Source organism: Nonomuraea phyllanthi (assembly GCF_006334985.2).
Taxonomy (GTDB): Bacteria; Actinomycetota; Actinomycetes; order Streptosporangiales; family Streptosporangiaceae; genus Nonomuraea; species Nonomuraea phyllanthi.
In genome coordinates this window covers 269,038-284,209 of sequence record NZ_VDLX02000013.1, presented here as the reverse complement: position 1 = coordinate 284,209, position 15,172 = coordinate 269,038, and the positions used below count along the sequence as shown (strand labels likewise).

The following is a 15,172-nucleotide window of genomic DNA, read 5'->3' as shown; positions in this document are numbered from 1 at the left end:
AGTCCAAGCCTCGCGGACCCAGCCGCAGGTCAAGGCGTGGCCGTCGAGGGACCTCCGGACGGCGAGGTGCGCGGCTGCTGGAACAGCTCCACCGGCGGAGCCGGGTTGTTCTGCCCGACCCCGGTGGCCGCGAAGAAGGTGCCGAGCGCGACAGCCGCCGAGACCACCCCGACCGCCACGTACGTCGAGCGTCGCCTACCCCCTCGGCCAGGGCCCGAGCCCCCACCGGTGGCGTCCCTGCGCGGGCGGTTGTCCAGCGGCGCGATGCTGTGCGGGCCAGGAATGGGCACCCCGCCGAAGGTGCGGGACGGGAAAGGGCGCTCCCTCGGCGGCAGCGGCCCTCCCGGCTCCGCCATCCGGAGCAGGGACATCGTCAGGTCGGCCGGCATCGCCGGCCCCTCCAGCGCACGCAGACGCGACTTCAGCGCCCGCATCGACTCGACCTCACGCCTGCAGTCAGCGCAGAAAGTCAAGTGAGCCAGCGCGCGTTCGCGTTCGGTGTGGTTGAGCTCGCCGTCCACGAGCGCGGATACGCGTTCTCCAAGATGAGCCATCAGAATTCCTCCCCACGGATCACGGGCGGGGGGAGTTGGGAATTACGGGGGGCTCGATGATCGAGTGCTTCCCGCAACTGCGCCCGGCCTCGGTGAATACGGCTTCGGACCGTACCCAGCTTGACGCCGAGCGTGGCCGCGATCTCCTCGTATGACAGACCCTCGATGTCGCACAGCACGATCGCGGCCCGGAACTCCGGTGCGAGAGCGTCGAGGGCGGCCTGGATGTCGGGCTCCAGGTGGGCGTCGTCGAACGCCTGCGCCGGAGACGGCTCCCGGCCGCGCAGCCGCTCCGCGGCGTCGTCGGCCAGCCCCTCGAACCTGATGCGCTGCTTGCGGCGCGCCATGTCGAGGAACAGGTTCGTCGTGATCCGGTGCAGCCACCCCTCGAACGTGCCGGGGGTGTAGCTCGACAACGATCTGAAGACCCGGACGAAGACCTCCTGGGTCAGGTCTTCCGCATCGTGGACGTTGCCGGTCAGACGGTATGCCAGCCGATACACGCGCGCGGAGTGAGTCCGCACGACCTCCTCCCATGTGGGTGGAGTCCATTCGGACGACACGGGAGTATCCGCCTGGTGGTCGCTTTCGTCCACCAGAACTCCTCTCTCTGGGACCACCGCTACCGCCATAGTGCCTGGTTTCGTCCCTTCGTGCGCACTGCCTGCCTTCCGGACCGGCAAAGCCCGTTTAAACCTGCAACGCCTCAGAGCCCTCCTGAGTTCCCGTCCCGGCGTGTCTCCCCTAGGCTGCGATCGGTGCCAATCTCGTGGACCAATCGCACGAAAGTGGGGGGAGGCGGCCGATGACCCATCCGGTGGAGGCCACTCTGGCCTATGCGGAGCAGTTCCATCAGGAAGACGACATCCTGTATGCGGCGCGGCAGCGCGGGCTGGAGATGGGGGCGACACCCATCCTTCCCGGCGGCGGGGCGGCGCTGTGCTTCCTCGCCACGGTCGCCAACGCCAAGTCCGTCGTCGAGATCGGCACGGGCTGCGGCGTCTCCGGCCTGTGGCTGCTCCGGGGCATGCGCACGGACGGCACGTTGACGAGCGTCGACGTGGAGCCCGAGCACCAGAGGCTGGCCAGGCTGGCGTTCGCCGAGGCGGGCTTCTCCGGCGGCCGGGTGCGTCTCATCTCGGGCCGCGCGCTCGACGTGCTGCCGCGGCTGTCGGACGGCGGCTACGACATGGTGTTCGCGGACGGCGCGAAGCAGGAGTACGCCGACTACCTTGCGGAGGCGGTGCGCCTGCTCCGCGTGGGCGGCATCGTGGCGTTCGACAACATGCTGTGGCACAACCGGGTGGCCGACCCCGCCCAGCGCGACACCGACACGGTGGCGCTGCGCGAGGTGGGCAAGCTGGTGCAGTCGGACGAACGGCTCCGCTCGGTGCTCATGCCGCTCGGCGACGGCCTCCTCGCCGCAGTCAAGATCGCCGACTAGACGCGGCCGGGCCGAGCCCTCCCTGAGCCGCTCCGGCGCGGCTCAGGGGATGAGGCTGGGGCTCAGGAGGCAAGGCTCAGGGCGGGAACTCAGGCGCGGTCAGAGGCGGGCAGGCGGGGCTCAGGCGCGGGTGAGCCACTCCAGCAGGACGCGTACGCCGAACCCCGTGGCGCCCTTGCTCAGCACGCCCTCGTCGACGGTGCTGCGCCCGACCCCGGCGATGTCGAGGTGCGCCCACGGCCGCCGCCCCGCGAACTCCCGCAGGAACAGCGCCGCCGTGATCGACCCGGCCCCGAACCTGGACCCGGACTCGACGTTGGTCAGGTCGGCGATCGGCGACTCCAGCGCGGGCGTGTAGTCGTCGATGAGCGGCATCCGCCACAGCCGGTCGTCGCCCGCCTCCCCGGCGTCGATCAGCTGCTTGGCGAGCACGTCGTCGGAGGAGTAGACGGCGCCGACGTTGCGGCCGAGCGCCACCGTGATGGCCCCGGTGAGCGTGGCGATGTCGACGACCGCGTCGGGGTCGAGCTCGGCGTCGGCGTAGGCGAGGGCGTCGGCCAGCACGAGCCGCCCCTCGGCGTCGGTGTTGAGCACCTCGACCGTACGGCCGCCGTAGTGCTTGATCACGTCGCTGGGCCGCTGCGCGGTGCCGGACGGCATGTTCTCGGCCGCGGCGATCAGCCCGGTGACGCGTACGGGGGCGCCCAGCTCCGCCAGCGCGCCGAGCACGGCGATGACGACCGCGCCGCCCGCCATGTCGGTCTTCTGGGTCTTCATGTTCTCGGTCGGCTTGAGCGACAGGCCGCCCGAGTCGAACGTGATCCCCTTGCCCACCAGCACCACGTGCCGGTCGGTGGGCTGTGCGGGGGTGTAGGAGAGCTGGATGAGCCTGGGCGGGCTGGCCGAGCCCTTGCCCACGGCGGTGATGCCGCCGAACCCGTCGGCCTGGAGCTGCTCCTCGTCCCAGACCCGCACGGGCAGCCCGCGCTCGGCGGCCCGCTCGGCCAGCCAGGCCGGGTTCTTCACCGACGAGGGCGTGTTGGCGAGGTCGCGCGCCAGCGCCACCGCCTGGGCCACGACCTGCGCGCGCCGCACGGGCTCCGCGTCGGCGCCCGCGAACGCCAGCGCCCGCACCGGCTTCCTGCCCTCTTTGCCGATCCTGAACGAGTACGCCGCCAGCAGCGCCCCCTCGGCCAGGGCCTCCACGTCGCCCTCCGGGGTCACCACGGTCAGCGTGTCTCTCCCCTTGGCCCTGCGGGCCAGCGCGGCGCCGGCCTTGCGCAGGGCCCGCGGCGAGCCGTCGCCCACACCGTAGAGCAGGACCCGGCCCACGCCGCCGGCCCGCGCCACGGGCACCTCGACGATCTCCCCGGCCTCGCCCTTGGCCTCGTAGTGGGCCAGCAGGTCGGGCACCGGCAGGTGCAGCTCCACCTCGGGGCTGAGGTCGGAGGCGTAGGGGACGGCCAGCAGTTCGGCGCCGTCGGGGACCTCGGCGACCACCGACGCAGTGGTCTCAATGGGCACGGATTCTCTCCTCGAACGTCAGCGACCCTGGCGCCGGACTACGCCAGGGTCGTGGGTCAAACAGTCTGTCGGGAGCTTTTCAGCCGACGACGTTCTTCAACGCCTCGCCGAGCGCCTTGGCCTCGTCGGCGGAAATCTCCACGACGAGCCGGCCGCCACCCTCCAGGGGGACCCGCATGACAATGCCGCGCCCTTCCTTGGTGACCTCGAGCGGACCATCGCCGGTCCGCGGCTTCATCGCCGCCATGCGTGCATCCCTTCCTGCCTTGGGCTCCCGCGGCCCGCGATTTCCGACCGCCCATCGGGGGTGGTCGGCGCATTCACGTCTTCTGTGATGTCCTATTCTCCCGCATCGAGAGCGCTCATGGGTAACGATCTCCTCCCAGAATGCGTTGTCGAGGCGTGCGTTGACGTCCAAACTGGACGTCGTGCACGCTCGCGCCGCTCTGTTCGACCTGTACGGAGACCACCTGCGCTCGCGCGGTGGGCAGGCGTCCGTCGCCGCGCTCGTCAGGCTCATGAAGCCCCTGGAAATCGCGGCTCCGGCCGTCCGCACCGCCGTCTCCCGCATGGTCCGCCAGGGGTGGCTGCGACCGGTCCGGCTGCCCCAGGGCGCGGGCTACGGGCTCACGCCGAAGTGCGTCAGGCGGCTGGACGAAGCGGCCTTGAGAATTTACCGACCTGGGACGTTGACCTGGCAGGGAAGGTGGCACATGATCGTCTTCGAGGCGGTCAGGGAGCGCCAGCGCAGGGAGCGGCTCAGGGCCGATCTGGCGTTCCTCGGGTACGCGTCGCTGTCGGAGACGACGTGGATCGGTCCACGCTCGTCGATCGAGCTGGACAACCTGCTGGAGGGCGAGGGCGTGCGGGCCGACCGGTTCGACGCGGCGCTGGAGGGCGATCCGCGTGAGCTCGTGGCCAGGGCCTGGGATCTGGACGCCATCGGCGAGGCGTATGAGCGATGGCTCGCCGAGGCTGTCACGCTGATCAGCAGGCTGCCCGAAGGGGCCCCGGCGGACCGGGTGTTCGCGACCAGGAGCAGGCTCGTGCACGGCTGGCGCAACTTCCTGTTCCGCGACCCCGGCCTGCCGGCCGAGCTGCTGCCCGCCGGCTGGCCGGGCGAGAAGGCCAGGGCCTACTTCGAGCAGGAGGCCGCCCGGCTGCTGCCCGCAGCCGCCGCGTTCGTCGACAGGGAGCTGACTTGATCCGCTATGACGTGGCCGACGCCGTCGCCACCATCACGCTCGACCGCCCGGACGCGATGAACTCGCTGACCGCCGAGACCAAGACCGCCCTGCTCGACGCGCTGCGCCGCGCGGCGGGCGACCCCGCGATCCGGGCGGTGCTGCTCACCGGCTCAGGCCGGGCCTTCTGCGCGGGCCAGGACCTGCGCGAGCACGCCGCCAACCTGGAGGCGGGGCGCGGCCTGGACGACACCGTGCGCCGCCACTACAACCCGATCGTGGAGCTGATCACCACCATGCCCAAGCCGGTGGTGGCGGCGGTCAACGGCGTGGCGGCCGGCGCGGGCGCGTCCCTGGCCTTCGCGTGCGACCTGCGGATCGCCTCGGAGAAGGCGAAGTTCGCGCTGGCGTTCGCCGGCATCGGGCTGGCGCCCGACTCGGGCGCCTCGTGGACGCTGCAGCGTCTCGTCGGCCGGGGCCGCGCCACGGAGCTCCTGCTACTCGGCGAGCCGCTCGACGCCGCCCGGGCGCTGGAGCTGGGGCTGGTCACGCGCGTGGTGCCGCCTGACGACGTGCTGAAGACCGCCCAGGAGCTGGCCGTACGGCTGGCGCAGGGCCCCACCCTGGCCTACGCGGCCACCAAGCGGGCCCTGGCGTATGCCGCGACGCACACGCTGCCCGACTCGCTGGCGTTGGAGGCCGAGATCCAGGACGCGTGCGCCGCCACCCGGGACCACCAGAGCGCCACCCGCGCCTTCCTCGCCAAGGAGCGCCCCACGTTCAGCGCCGAGTGAGGGCCCCGGCTCAGCGGCTCCGGGCCACGCAGCCCTCGATGTGGTCGTTGACCAGGCCGATGGCCTGCATCAGCGCGTAGGCGGTGGTCGGGCCGACGAACCTGAAGCCGTGCTTCTTCAGCTCCTTGGCCAGCGCCTTGGAGCCCGGCGTCGTCGCGGGCACGTCGGCCATCGTCCTCGGCACCGGCGCGTCCGGGTCGGCGTGCCGCCACACCAGGTCGGACAGGCCGTCGGGCAGGTCCATGGCGGCCCTGGCGTTGTTGATCGCCGCCTCGATCTTGGCCCGGTTGCGCACGATGCCCGCGTCGCCGAGCAGGCGCTCCACGTCCTGCTCGGTGTAGGCGGCGACCTTGGGGATGGAGAAGCCGTCGAAGGCGGCCCGGAAGTTCTCCCGCTTGCGCAGGATCGTCAGCCACGACAGGCCCGACTGGAACGCCTCCAGCGCCACCCGCTCGAACACCTCGTCGTCGCCGGTCAGCGGGCGGCCCCACTCCTCGTCGTGGTAGGCGATGTACATGGGGTCCGTCGCCATGCCCGTCCAGGTGCAGCGGATCGGCTCGGTCATGGGCGCTCGCTCCCGTCCTTCGCCGGGGCGGCGTGCACGGCGTCCGCCGCCCCGGACCTGACCTCGCCGTCGGACCGGCCGGTCTCGTCCGGGTCCTCGACGGCGACAGGCTCCGCGTCGGCCTGCTCCTCCGCAGGAGCCTCGGGGCCGGAGGAGGCGTCCACAGCGGCTTCGGCCTCGGCGGGCTCCTCGTCCGTGGGATCCAGGGCGGGAGGCTCCGGCTTGACGGCGGCGGGCTCCTCGACCACCGGGTCCACGGCGGGGGCCGCGGCGCCGTCGGACGGCGCGGCGGGAGCCACGGCGCCGTCGGACGGCGGGATGCGCCACTCCGGGTCCTCCGGCGGGTGCCGCAGCTCGGCGGTGCCGTCCCAGGAGATCGTGGCGCCGCTGGACGTCACCGGGTCACCCGACTCCGGCAGCTCGCGGGCGACGGCCGGCGCCTCGGGCGCGTGGTCCGTACGGAGCCCGGCGCCCGGCGCGGCGTAGACCTCCTGGCGCGCGTGCAACCGGCTGGACAGCAGCTCCGAGACCCGCTGCTCCAGCACCGCGATGCGCGTGTCACGCGCGCTGATCGCGTTGGCGGCCCTGCGCAGGGTCTCGTCGACGCTCGCCGTGTGGTAGCCCACCAGGTTGACCGGAAGTTGGAGCGCCATGAAGTCGACCGCCGTGAGCTGCCCGGGTTCGGGCAGGTCGAGAGGCGGCACATCGGGCGGGAACTCGCTCAGCTCACCGCCCCTGCCGAGGGAGACCAGGACCACGCAGGCCAGGATGGCGATGGCGGCGATGGCGAGGATGACCAGCACATTGGCATCGTACTCACACCATCGCGGCACTTGCCCCAGCAAGCGAATTCTGCGGCGGTGAGCGGAGGGATCAGCCGACGGCCTCGCCGAGCTCGGTGACGCTGGGCCTGACCGGCTGCACGCGCGCTTCGAGGTGGGCGAACGCCTCGTCCACGGTGGTGGTCCAGGAGATCGCGTCGAAGACCGCCGCCCGGGTGAAGCCCTCGTCGTAGAGGTGGCTCATGAGCTTCTTCAGCGGCTCGTACAGGCCCCAGGGGTCGAGGACGACGAGGGGGCGGTCGTGGATGCCGAGCACCCGCGCGGTCCAGATCTCGAAGAGCTCCTCCAGGGTGCCGATGCCGCCGGGCAGCACGAGGAAGGCGTCGGAGCGGGCGTCCATGATGCCCTTGCGCTCGCGCATGCCGTCGGTGACGATCAGCTCGTCGGAGTCGTCGTCGGCCACCTCGATGTCCACCAGGACCTGCGGGATCACGCCGATCGTGCGCCCGCCGGCCGCGCGGGCGGCCGAGGTGACGGCGCCCATGCAGGAGACGGTGGCGCCGCCGCTCACCAGGGTGTGGCCCCGTTTGGCGAGCTCGGCGCCCACGTTTCCGGCCAGGTCGAGATATTTCTGGTCGATGTTCAGGCTGGAGGCGCAGTAGACGCAGATGTTCACATCGAGGAAGCCTATTGGGGCTCGGCGTACTGTGCCTCGGCAGCCTCCATCTCCTCCTCGCGCTGCCTGGAGCGGGCCAGGTCGGCGTCCACGATGATGCGCACGGCCTCGTGCACGTCGTCGGTGACGCTGATCAGGTCGAGGTCCTGAGGGGCGATCTTGCCGGTGCCGAGCAGGGAGCCCTTGATCCAGTCGAGCAGGCCGCCCCAGAACTCGCTGCCCATCAGCACCACGGGGAAGGAGGTGACCTTGTGGGTCTGCACCAGCGTCAGCGCCTCGAACAGCTCGTCCAGCGTGCCGAAGCCGCCGGGCAGGGCGATGAAGCCGCAGGAGTACTTCACGAACATGGTCTTGCGCACGAAGAAGTAGCGGAACTCGACGCCGAGGTCGACGTAGTCGTTCATGCGCTGCTCGAACGGCAGCTCGATGCCGAGCCCGACCGACATCGCGCCGTCCACCTCGCTGGCGCCGCGGTTGGCCGACTCCATGACGCCCGGCCCGCCGCCGGTGATCACCGCGTAGCCCGCCTCGGCCAGCGCGCGGCCGAGCGCGCGGCCCGTCTGGTAGTCGGACGTCCCCTCGGCGGTGCGGGCCGAGCCGAAGACCGTGACGGCCTGCGGCAGCTCGGCGAGCTGCCCGAACCCCTCCACGAACTCGGCCTGGATCCGCAGCACCCGCCACGGGTCCATGTGGACCCAGTCGGACGGCCCCTGGCGGGCGAGCAGCCTCTGGTCGTGCGTGGAGCGGGGGACGAGGCGGCCGCGCACCACCGCCTGGCCCTGACGGCGTTCAGGACGTGACTGTTTCATGATGGTTACGCTAGTCGCCTCGCGGGCCGCAGGGGCTCGGACCGCGAAAGCCCAGTTCAGGCAGGCGAACCGGGGCGCAGAAAAATCTTGGAAAAAGCAGGGAACCGGATTTCGACCCCGGCGCGTCTAACTGCCGAGGGTGCTGCTCGGGACTGAAAGTGGCTTTCCCCGCCAAATGGCCGGCGAGGAAAGCCACTTTCACTGTGTAGGCCCGTTCTCACTGTGTCAGCCACGTGCGCAGGGCCCGCTCGCTCTCCACGATCTTGGTGAGCGACACGTACTCCCCCTGCTGGTGCGCCAGGTTGGGATCCCCGGGACCGTAGTTCACGGCGGGCACCCCGAGCGCGGAGAAGCGGGCGACGTCCGTCCAGCCCAGCTTGGCGCGCGGCGTGCCGCCGACCGCCGCGGTGAAGGCCGCCGCCACCGGATGCGTCAGCCCCGGCCTGGCCGCCGGCGCGGCGTCCACGAAGTCCACCTCGAAGCCGTCGAACACCTCGCGTACGTGCTCCTGCGCCTGCTCCACCGACAGGTCGGGCGCGAAGCGGTAGTTGACGCTCACCACGCACAGGTCGGGGATGACGTTGCCGGCCACGCCGCCGCGGACGCCGACCGCGTTCAGCCCCTCGTGGTAGTCGAGCCCGTCGACCACCGGCAGCCGCGCCTCGTAGGCGTTCAGCCTGGCGAGCACCGGCTCGATCCCGTGGATGGCGTTGACCCCGAACCACGACCTGGCGCTGTGGGCCCGCCTGCCCCGCACCGTGACCTCGGCGCGCAGCGTGCCCTGGCAGCCGCCCTCGATCACGCCGTCGGTCGGCTCCATCAGCACCGCGAAGTCGGCCGCCAGCCATTCGGGGTGGTCCCTGGCCACGCGGGTGAGGCCGTTGCGCTCGGCCTCGACCTCCTCGCAGTCGTAGAAGACGTACGTGACGTCCTTGCCGGGCTCCGGCACGGTGGCCGCCAGTTTGAGCGCGACCGCCACGCCCGCCTTCATGTCGGACGTGCCGCACCCGTGGAGCAGGTCGCCCTCCACCCGGCTGGGCAGGTTGCCGGCGACGGGGACGGTGTCGAGGTGCCCCGCGATCAGCACCCGCTCGGACCGGCCCAGCTCGGTGCGGGCCACGACCGTCTCGCCCGACCTGTCCACCTTCAGGTGCGGGAGCGCCGACAGCGCCCGCTCGACCGCGTCGGCCAGGGCCTTCTCGTCGCCGCTCACCGACTCGATGTCCACGATCGCGGCGGTCAGCGCGCGTACGTCCTGGGTCAGGTCGAGCATCAGGTGTTCACTCCATGTTCGCGCAGCACCTCGTTGAGCGCCGCCTTGTCGTGTCGCTGCCCCGGCTCCAGGCGCTTGAGCACCAGCACGCACGGCAGCCCGAACGTGCCGCCGGGGAACTCCTTCTGCCGGGTGCCGCCGACCGCCACGCACCACGGCGGAACCTGGCCGCGCGCCAGCTCCTCGCCGGTCTGCACGTCGATCACCGGGATCGAGCCGGACAGGATGGTGCCGGCGCCCACGACCGCGCCCTCGCCCACCCGGGCGCCCTCGACGATCATGGCGCGGCTGCCGATCAGCGCGCCGTCCCCGATCACGACCGGCACCGCGTTGGGCGGCTCCAGCACGCCGCCGATGCCCGCGCCGCCCGACAGGTGGACGTTCTTCCCGATCTGGGCGCACGAGCCGACCGTGGCCCACGTGTCGATCATGGTCCCGGATCCGACGTAAGCGCCGATGTTGGTGAACGACGGCATCAGCACCACGCCCGGCGCCAGGTAGGAGCCCCAGCGGGCGATCGCGCCCGGCACCACCCGCACCCCGTCGAACGTGCTCTTGAGCGGGTGCCTGTCGTGGTGCTGGAAGTCGCCCACCTGCGAGCGGGCCATGCCGAGCACCTTGAAGCTGAGCAGGATGGCCCGCTTGGCGCGCTCGTCCACCACCACCTCGCCGCCCACCGGACGCGCGGCCCGCGCCTCACCCCTGTCGAGGAGGTCCACCGCGCCGACCACCAGCCGGCGCGCCTCGACGTCGGCCGGCGACAGCTCCGCGCGGCGCTCCCACAACTCGTCCACCACCGGGGATATCGGTGAGGAGCAGCTCACGTCTGTCATGGTCACGGAGCTTATCCGGCCGGGTAGGTTCTTCAGCGTGCGCCTGCGCTTCTCCCGTGGAGTCATCACCATCGCGATCATCGTCGTCGTGCTCGCCGTGGCCACGTCCGTGGGCCTCTACCACCTTCTCAAGAAGACCCCGCACCTGGCCGTGCCGAAGGCCCTCTGCACCGTGCGGGTCTCCGGCCAGGAGCTCCCCCTCGACCCGGAGCAGGCGCAGATCGCCGCCACCATCGCCGCCGTCGCGGCGCGCCGCCGGCTGCCCGAGCGGGCCGTGGTCATCGCGTACGGCACGGCGCTGCAGGAGTCGAAGCTCTACAACCTCCCCTACGGCGACCGCGACTCGGTGGGCGTCTTCCAGCAGCGCGAGTCGCAGGGCTGGGGCAAGAAGAAGCAGCTCATGGATCCGGTCTACGCCACGAACAAGTTCTTCGCCGCGCTGGTCAAGGTGAAGAACTACCGCAAGATCCCGATGGCGGACGCGGCCCAGGCGGTGCAGCGCTCCGCGGGCGGCTACGCCTACGCGCAGCACGAGTACGACGCCAAGATTCTCGCCGCCGCCTTCACCGGGCGTGTCCCCCAGGCCGTCCGCTGCTGGTACCCGCCGGGCAAGAAGACCCCCGCGCCGCGCCCCCGGACCGAGGAGGCGCGCAAGCAGCTGGCCAGGGCGCTCGGGAGCACGGCCATCAACAACCGCAAGCGCGGCTGGCTGATCGCCTCGTGGTCGGTCGCCCACGCCGAGAAGTACGCGCTGCGCCAGGTGTCCTACGCCGGGTCCAGCTGGTCGAACAACGTGGAGCTCAAGGGCTGGCAGCCGGGCGGCAAGTCGACCACCGCCAAGGTCGAGCTCTCCTGACACGCATCGACCACGCGGACGGCCGGCCTGGTCCGTCGCGGCGGCGCGCCGGGGAAGCCGGTGAGCGTCACCCTGGAGGGCCGGCCACCCGGGTCGGCGGGTGGTGCCCACCGTGCGGAGCCGTAAAGGATCGTCGGGGGGGTTACGAGGCGCGACGGGTGATGGCGATGGAGCCGGGAGGCAGGGGCTGGGCGTAGCTGGCGGTCCAGGAGCGGCCCTGGACGCGCTCGAACGACAGCAGCCGCCCGTCAGAGGCGCGGTAGTCGGCGAAGTCCAGCAGCCCCCGCTCGGGCAGCCCCGTGTCGCCCTCGCCGCGGAAGGCGGCCGTTCCGCGCTCCATGGGGAAGAACTCCACGTCCTCCATGATCAGCGTGCTCTTGGCCGGGACCATGCCCTGCGTGGGCACGTCGGTCCACAGCTGCACCTCCAGGTGCGGCGGGTCGCCCGCGTGGGCCTCGACCGACAGCCACTGGAAGCGGCGCGAGGCGTCCCGCAGGAGGAATTCGACCCATTCGTGCCCCTGCCACGAGATGTGCAGGGCGCCGAGGACGCGGGCGGGAGACCCGAGCACCTCGATCCGGTCGCCCACCCGGATCGTGCGAGGGTCGGTGTAGTCGGTGCCGGCATGGCCGGGGGCGCCGACCGGTGCCGCCAGCGGGGTCTCGACGGGAGCTACCTCGACCGGCGGCGCGCTCGTGCGGCCCTTCCTGTCGTGCCGCACGGTGACCAGGAAGGCCCCGAGCAGCAGCAGGACGGTGGCGATGCTCAGCCCGAGTACGACCATGGAGGTCATGCTCATCGATCAGCTCGCTCCACTCGCGGTCTGCCTCGGCATAAGCCTTATCGATTTATATGGGGACAAAGCCCGGCGGGGCTCTGACGGGCGATCCTACTGGAGGCGGCGCACCGCCGCAGCGATCCGCTCATCAGTCGCCGTAACGGCGATGCGGATGTGCCGCTCACCTGCCGATCCGTAGAAATCTCCCGGCGCGACCAAAATGCCGATTTCGGAGAGCTTGGCCACCTGATCCCACGAGCTCTGCCCGTTCGATGCCCAGAAGTACAGCCCCGCCGTCGAATGGTCGATCTGCCACCCCGCCCGCTCCAGCGCGGGCCGCAGCAGCACCCGGCGGGCGGCGTACAGCTCGCGCTGCCGGTCGGCGTGCGTGTCGTCGCCGAGCGCGGCCGTCATGGCGGCCTGCACGGGCTGGGGCATCAGCATGCCCGCGTGCTTGCGCGTCTCCAGCAGGCGCTTGACCAGGACGGGATCGCCCGTCACGAACCCGGCGCGGTAGCCCGCCAGGTTGGAGCGCTTGGAGAGCGAGTGGACGGCGAGCAGCCCCTCGTGGGAGCCGCCGCACACGTCGGGGTGGAGGATCGAGACCGGCCGGTCCTCCCAGCCCAGCTCGATGTAGCACTCGTCGGAGGCCACGACCGCACCGCGCTCGCGGGCCCACGACACCACCTTGCGCAGGTGCTCGACGGGCAGCACCCGGCCGGTCGGGTTGCCCGGCGAGTTGACCCAGACGAGGTCGACCCGTTCGGGGCCGAGCGCGAGCGTGCTGTCGGAGGCCGTGCCCACCGCCCCGGCCAGCCGGGCGCCCACGTCGTACGTGGGGTAGGCCAGCTCGGGGAAGACCACCCGCCGGGCGCCGAGGTAGGTCGGCAGCCAGGCCACGAACTCCTTGGAGCCGATCAGCGGCAGCACGTCCCGCTGGTGGACGGTGACGCCGTGCCTGCGCCGCAGCCACCCGGCCGCGGCCTCGCGCAACTCGCTCGTGCCGTGGGTGAGCGGGTAGCCGGGGCTGTTGGCCGCCCGCGCCAGGGCGTCCTGGACGATCCTCGGCACGGGATCGACCGGGGTGCCGACCGAGAGGTCGACGATCCCGTCGGGATGTGCGAGCGCGCGTTCCTTGTACGGCTCCAGCCGGTCCCAGGGGAAGTCGGGCAACTTGTTCACGGTTCTCCAGGGTTGTGCGTGGCTGTACCGAAAGCCGTACTGCGAGCCTTCTCGAAAGCACGCCGACCGGGGCATCCGGCGCGGATGCCCCCGTGCGGCGTGACCGGATCCGCTAGTGGTCCTCGCCCTGCGGCGGCAGGGCCGCCACCACCGGGTGGTCCTTCTCGATCTTCCCGACCTTCGAGGCGCCTCCGGGCGAGCCGAGGTCCTCGAAGAAGTCCACGTTCGCCTTGTAGAAGTCCTTCCACTGCTCGGGAAGGTCGTCCTCATAGAAAATCGCCTCGACGGGGCATACAGGCTCACACGCGCCGCAGTCCACGCACTCGTCGGGGTGGATGTAAAGCATGCGCTCGCCCTCGTAGATGCAATCGACGGGGCATTCCTCGATGCACGCCTTGTCCAGGACGTCCACGCAAGGCTGCGCGATGACGTAGGTCACCTCGAGCTCCTTCTTCTCCGCACCATGGCATGACTCTGACCGCGGTTTGCTACGCCCTAGTATTGCCGTGCTTGCCGGCTGGCCGAAACGGAGGGTGGCAAACTCGTGGCCGCACGCCTCGTCATCGCTATCACAACCCACGATATAGGCGCACGGATCACCACCCGCAGGCGCGTTCCCGGGGGATTTCGTGACGCCGTCGGCATCCTCGTGTCGTGGGAGGACGGACTTCTAAAAGTTCGCAAAAGGGACGGCACTCTGGTGGAGATCCCGGAAGACACGCTGGTGGCCGCCAAGGTCGTACCGGCCGCGCCTCCTCGACCTGGACGGATGTAACGGTAAGTATTCGTAGTGTGACCGTACGTACCTGCGCCGCCGCAGCAGCCATCCTCGCCAGCGCCGGATGCGGCGCGTCGTCCACCGAGCACTCCTCCGACCAGCCCAAGAACCTGCCGCCGGTCAACGTCCAGGCGACCTCGATGAAGGCCGGATTCACCACCATGGAGCGGCTCGTCGACGCCGCCAAGCGCGAGGGCCAGCTCAACGTGATCGGGCTGCCCCGTGACTGGGTCAACTTCGGCGAGGTCATCGACGCCTTCTCCGACAAGTACGGGCTCAAGGTCAACGAACTGGAGCCCGGAGCCAGCAGCAAGCGCGAACTGGACGCCGCCGCACAGCTCAAGCCCGACGTGTTCGACCTGACCATGGACATGGCCGTGTCCGGAGCCGACCGGTTCGCCCGCTACAAGGTGCAGAGCTGGCAGGACCTGCCCGACGACGTCAAAGACCCGTCCGGCGCCTGGTACGCCGCCTACGGCGGCTACATGTCCATCGGGTACGACCCGCGCGCGGTCAAGCCGCCCGTCTCCTTCGCCGACCTGCTCCAGCCCGGCTACCGGGTCGCGCTCGACGGCGACCCGCTGCGCTCGGCGGGGGCGTTCGACGGCGTGATGGCCGCCTCCATGCGGTCGGGCGCGCCGCACCCGGAGCAGGGGGTGGCGCTGTTCGCCAAGCTCAAGCAGGCCGGCCGGCTCACCGACCTCACCAAGGCCAACACGGTCGTCGCGTGGGACCACCTCAACGCGGCCCGCAGCGCCGCGCACCCGGACGCCTGGAAGGTGACGATCCCGCGGGACGCGCCGCTCGGCAGCTACCACATGCAGGCCATCAACAAGGCCGCCCCGCATCCCGCCGCCGCCCGGCTCTGGCAGGAGTTCCTGTTCTCCGACGAGGGCCAGAACCTCCTGCAGAAGGGCTTCGCCCGCCCGGTCCGCGCCGAGGCGATGCAGATGAAGGGGACGCTCGACGCCGAGCAGGCCGCGAAACTTCCCAAGGCTCCCGCTCCGCCGGTGCTCATGACGATTCCGCAGGCAGACGCCGCGAAGGCGTACCTCAGGCGGGAGTGGACCAAGAGTGTCGGATGAGTCCGAAGTGACTTGATATGTCGTAGGGACGATCAGGCTCTAAAGTGAGCAGACA

General features: G+C 71.0%; 19 protein-coding genes. 6 read left to right on the top strand and 13 right to left on the bottom strand.

Translation table 11 applies throughout. From position 1 onward, the window contains the following. Window positions 1–29 precede the first annotated feature (29 nt). Together FH608_RS32320 and sigE are read right to left on the bottom strand one after the other, a co-directional pair. Window positions 30–554, bottom strand: a complete 525-nt coding sequence (locus FH608_RS32320; protein WP_139637201.1) for an anti-sigma factor family protein — start codon at window positions 552–554, stop codon at window positions 30–32. Continuing rightward, complete coding sequence (sigE, locus tag FH608_RS32315; protein WP_139637200.1) at window positions 554–1,186, bottom strand: RNA polymerase sigma factor SigE; 633 nt, start codon at window positions 1,184–1,186, stop codon at window positions 554–556. Before sigE ends, FH608_RS32320 begins: the two co-directional genes overlap by 1 nt. A gap of 173 nt (window positions 1,187–1,359) precedes the next feature. Between sigE and FH608_RS32310 the strand changes: the two genes are divergently transcribed. Next, window positions 1,360–1,998 (top strand): O-methyltransferase, encoded by a 639-nt coding sequence (locus tag FH608_RS32310; protein WP_139637199.1) that lies wholly within the window; start codon window positions 1,360–1,362, stop codon window positions 1,996–1,998. Window positions 1,999–2,118: 120 nt separating this feature from the next. Here FH608_RS32310 and FH608_RS32305 read toward each other — a convergent pair whose 3' ends face one another. After that, window positions 2,119–3,522, bottom strand: a complete 1,404-nt coding sequence (locus FH608_RS32305) for a leucyl aminopeptidase (protein ID WP_139637198.1) — start codon at window positions 3,520–3,522, stop codon at window positions 2,119–2,121. A 79-nt stretch (window positions 3,523–3,601) separates the two neighbouring features. After that, window positions 3,602–3,769 carry a DUF3117 domain-containing protein gene (locus FH608_RS32300; protein WP_020545024.1) on the bottom strand — a complete coding sequence of 56 codons (168 nt, stop codon included), beginning with the start codon at window positions 3,767–3,769 and terminating at the stop codon, window positions 3,602–3,604. A gap of 181 nt (window positions 3,770–3,950) precedes the next feature. Here FH608_RS32300 and FH608_RS32295 point away from each other — a divergent pair, with 181 nt between their 5' ends. Together FH608_RS32295 and FH608_RS32290 are read left to right on the top strand one after the other, a co-directional pair. Next, window positions 3,951–4,727: a PaaX family transcriptional regulator gene (locus tag FH608_RS32295; RefSeq protein WP_139637197.1), complete on the top strand. Its 777-nt coding sequence runs from the start codon at window positions 3,951–3,953 to the stop codon at window positions 4,725–4,727. Continuing rightward, window positions 4,724–5,500 carry an enoyl-CoA hydratase-related protein gene (locus FH608_RS32290; RefSeq protein ID WP_139637196.1) on the top strand — a complete coding sequence of 259 codons (777 nt, stop codon included), beginning with the start codon at window positions 4,724–4,726 and terminating at the stop codon, window positions 5,498–5,500. Before FH608_RS32295 ends, FH608_RS32290 begins: the two co-directional genes overlap by 4 nt. A gap of 10 nt (window positions 5,501–5,510) precedes the next feature. On the opposite strand, the gene FH608_RS32285 is transcribed toward FH608_RS32290, so the two are convergent. The 6 genes from FH608_RS32285 to FH608_RS32260 form a co-directional block, all read right to left on the bottom strand. Further along, window positions 5,511–6,065 (bottom strand): DNA-3-methyladenine glycosylase I, encoded by a 555-nt coding sequence (locus FH608_RS32285; protein ID WP_139637195.1) that lies wholly within the window; start codon window positions 6,063–6,065, stop codon window positions 5,511–5,513. Then, entirely contained in the window at window positions 6,062–6,868 is an 807-nt protein-coding gene (locus FH608_RS32280) for a hypothetical protein (protein ID WP_139637194.1), read from the bottom strand. Before FH608_RS32280 ends, FH608_RS32285 begins: the two co-directional genes overlap by 4 nt. A gap of 70 nt (window positions 6,869–6,938) precedes the next feature. Continuing rightward, a complete protein-coding gene (locus FH608_RS32275; RefSeq protein WP_139637193.1) occupies window positions 6,939–7,523 on the bottom strand; it encodes an LOG family protein in 585 nt (194 codons plus the stop codon). An 11-nt stretch (window positions 7,524–7,534) separates the two neighbouring features. Then, window positions 7,535–8,332 (bottom strand): LOG family protein, encoded by a 798-nt coding sequence (locus FH608_RS32270; protein ID WP_139637192.1) that lies wholly within the window; start codon window positions 8,330–8,332, stop codon window positions 7,535–7,537. A gap of 217 nt (window positions 8,333–8,549) precedes the next feature. Then, entirely contained in the window at window positions 8,550–9,605 is a 1,056-nt protein-coding gene (dapE, locus tag FH608_RS32265) for a succinyl-diaminopimelate desuccinylase (protein ID WP_139637191.1), read from the bottom strand. Continuing rightward, complete coding sequence (locus FH608_RS32260; RefSeq protein WP_139637190.1) at window positions 9,605–10,438, bottom strand: 2,3,4,5-tetrahydropyridine-2,6-dicarboxylate N-succinyltransferase; 834 nt, start codon at window positions 10,436–10,438, stop codon at window positions 9,605–9,607. Before FH608_RS32260 ends, dapE begins: the two co-directional genes overlap by 1 nt. Here FH608_RS32260 and FH608_RS32255 point away from each other — a divergent pair. Next, window positions 10,437–11,294 (top strand): hypothetical protein, encoded by an 858-nt coding sequence (locus FH608_RS32255; protein WP_226900085.1) that lies wholly within the window; start codon window positions 10,437–10,439, stop codon window positions 11,292–11,294. The genes FH608_RS32260 and FH608_RS32255 overlap by 2 nt on opposite strands. Window positions 11,295–11,436: 142 nt before the next feature. Here the strand turns inward: FH608_RS32255 and FH608_RS32250 are convergent, their stop codons facing one another. The 3 genes from FH608_RS32250 to fdxA form a co-directional block, all read right to left on the bottom strand. Next, window positions 11,437–12,093, bottom strand: a complete 657-nt coding sequence (locus FH608_RS32250) for a DUF4178 domain-containing protein (RefSeq protein WP_226900084.1) — start codon at window positions 12,091–12,093, stop codon at window positions 11,437–11,439. A gap of 90 nt (window positions 12,094–12,183) precedes the next feature. Continuing rightward, window positions 12,184–13,254 carry a succinyldiaminopimelate transaminase gene (gene dapC, locus FH608_RS32245; RefSeq protein ID WP_139637189.1) on the bottom strand — a complete coding sequence of 357 codons (1,071 nt, stop codon included), beginning with the start codon at window positions 13,252–13,254 and terminating at the stop codon, window positions 12,184–12,186. 112 nt (window positions 13,255–13,366) lie between these two features. Then, complete coding sequence (gene fdxA / locus FH608_RS32240) at window positions 13,367–13,693, bottom strand: ferredoxin (RefSeq protein ID WP_106240826.1); 327 nt, start codon at window positions 13,691–13,693, stop codon at window positions 13,367–13,369. 105 nt (window positions 13,694–13,798) lie between these two features. On the opposite strand from fdxA, the gene FH608_RS54750 reads away from it, so the two are divergent. Together FH608_RS54750 and FH608_RS32225 are read left to right on the top strand one after the other, a co-directional pair. Further along, the gene (locus FH608_RS54750; RefSeq protein ID WP_139637188.1) at window positions 13,799–14,029 is read left to right on the top strand and encodes a putative acetyltransferase; all 231 of its coding nucleotides are present in this window, start codon (window positions 13,799–13,801) and stop codon (window positions 14,027–14,029) included. A 17-nt stretch (window positions 14,030–14,046) separates the two neighbouring features. Further along, complete coding sequence (locus FH608_RS32225) at window positions 14,047–15,117, top strand: ABC transporter substrate-binding protein (protein WP_193318744.1); 1,071 nt, start codon at window positions 14,047–14,049, stop codon at window positions 15,115–15,117. Window positions 15,118–15,172 lie beyond the last annotated feature (55 nt).

What these genes read in the sequence shown, in the direction of transcription:
- FH608_RS32320 (WP_139637201.1), bottom strand. Translation starts at nt 554, where the DNA reads ATGGCTCATCTTGGAGAACGCGTATCCGCGCTCGTGGACGGCGAGCTC.
- sigE (WP_139637200.1), bottom strand. Translation starts at nt 1,186, where the DNA reads ATGGCGGTAGCGGTGGTCCCAGAGAGAGGAGTTCTGGTGGACGAAAGC.
- FH608_RS32310 (WP_139637199.1), top strand. Translation starts at nt 1,360, where the DNA reads ATGACCCATCCGGTGGAGGCCACTCTGGCCTATGCGGAGCAGTTCCAT.
- FH608_RS32300 (WP_020545024.1), bottom strand. Translation starts at nt 3,769, where the DNA reads ATGGCGGCGATGAAGCCGCGGACCGGCGATGGTCCGCTCGAGGTCACC.
- FH608_RS32285 (WP_139637195.1), bottom strand. Translation starts at nt 6,065, where the DNA reads ATGACCGAGCCGATCCGCTGCACCTGGACGGGCATGGCGACGGACCCC.
- FH608_RS32270 (WP_139637192.1), bottom strand. Translation starts at nt 8,332, where the DNA reads ATGAAACAGTCACGTCCTGAACGCCGTCAGGGCCAGGCGGTGGTGCGC.
- dapE (WP_139637191.1), bottom strand. Translation starts at nt 9,605, where the DNA reads ATGCTCGACCTGACCCAGGACGTACGCGCGCTGACCGCCGCGATCGTG.
- FH608_RS32255 (WP_226900085.1), top strand. Translation starts at nt 10,437, where the DNA reads ATGGTCACGGAGCTTATCCGGCCGGGTAGGTTCTTCAGCGTGCGCCTG.
- FH608_RS32260 (WP_139637190.1), bottom strand. Translation starts at nt 10,438, where the DNA reads ATGACAGACGTGAGCTGCTCCTCACCGATATCCCCGGTGGTGGACGAG.
- FH608_RS32250 (WP_226900084.1), bottom strand. Translation starts at nt 12,093, where the DNA reads ATGAGCATGACCTCCATGGTCGTACTCGGGCTGAGCATCGCCACCGTC.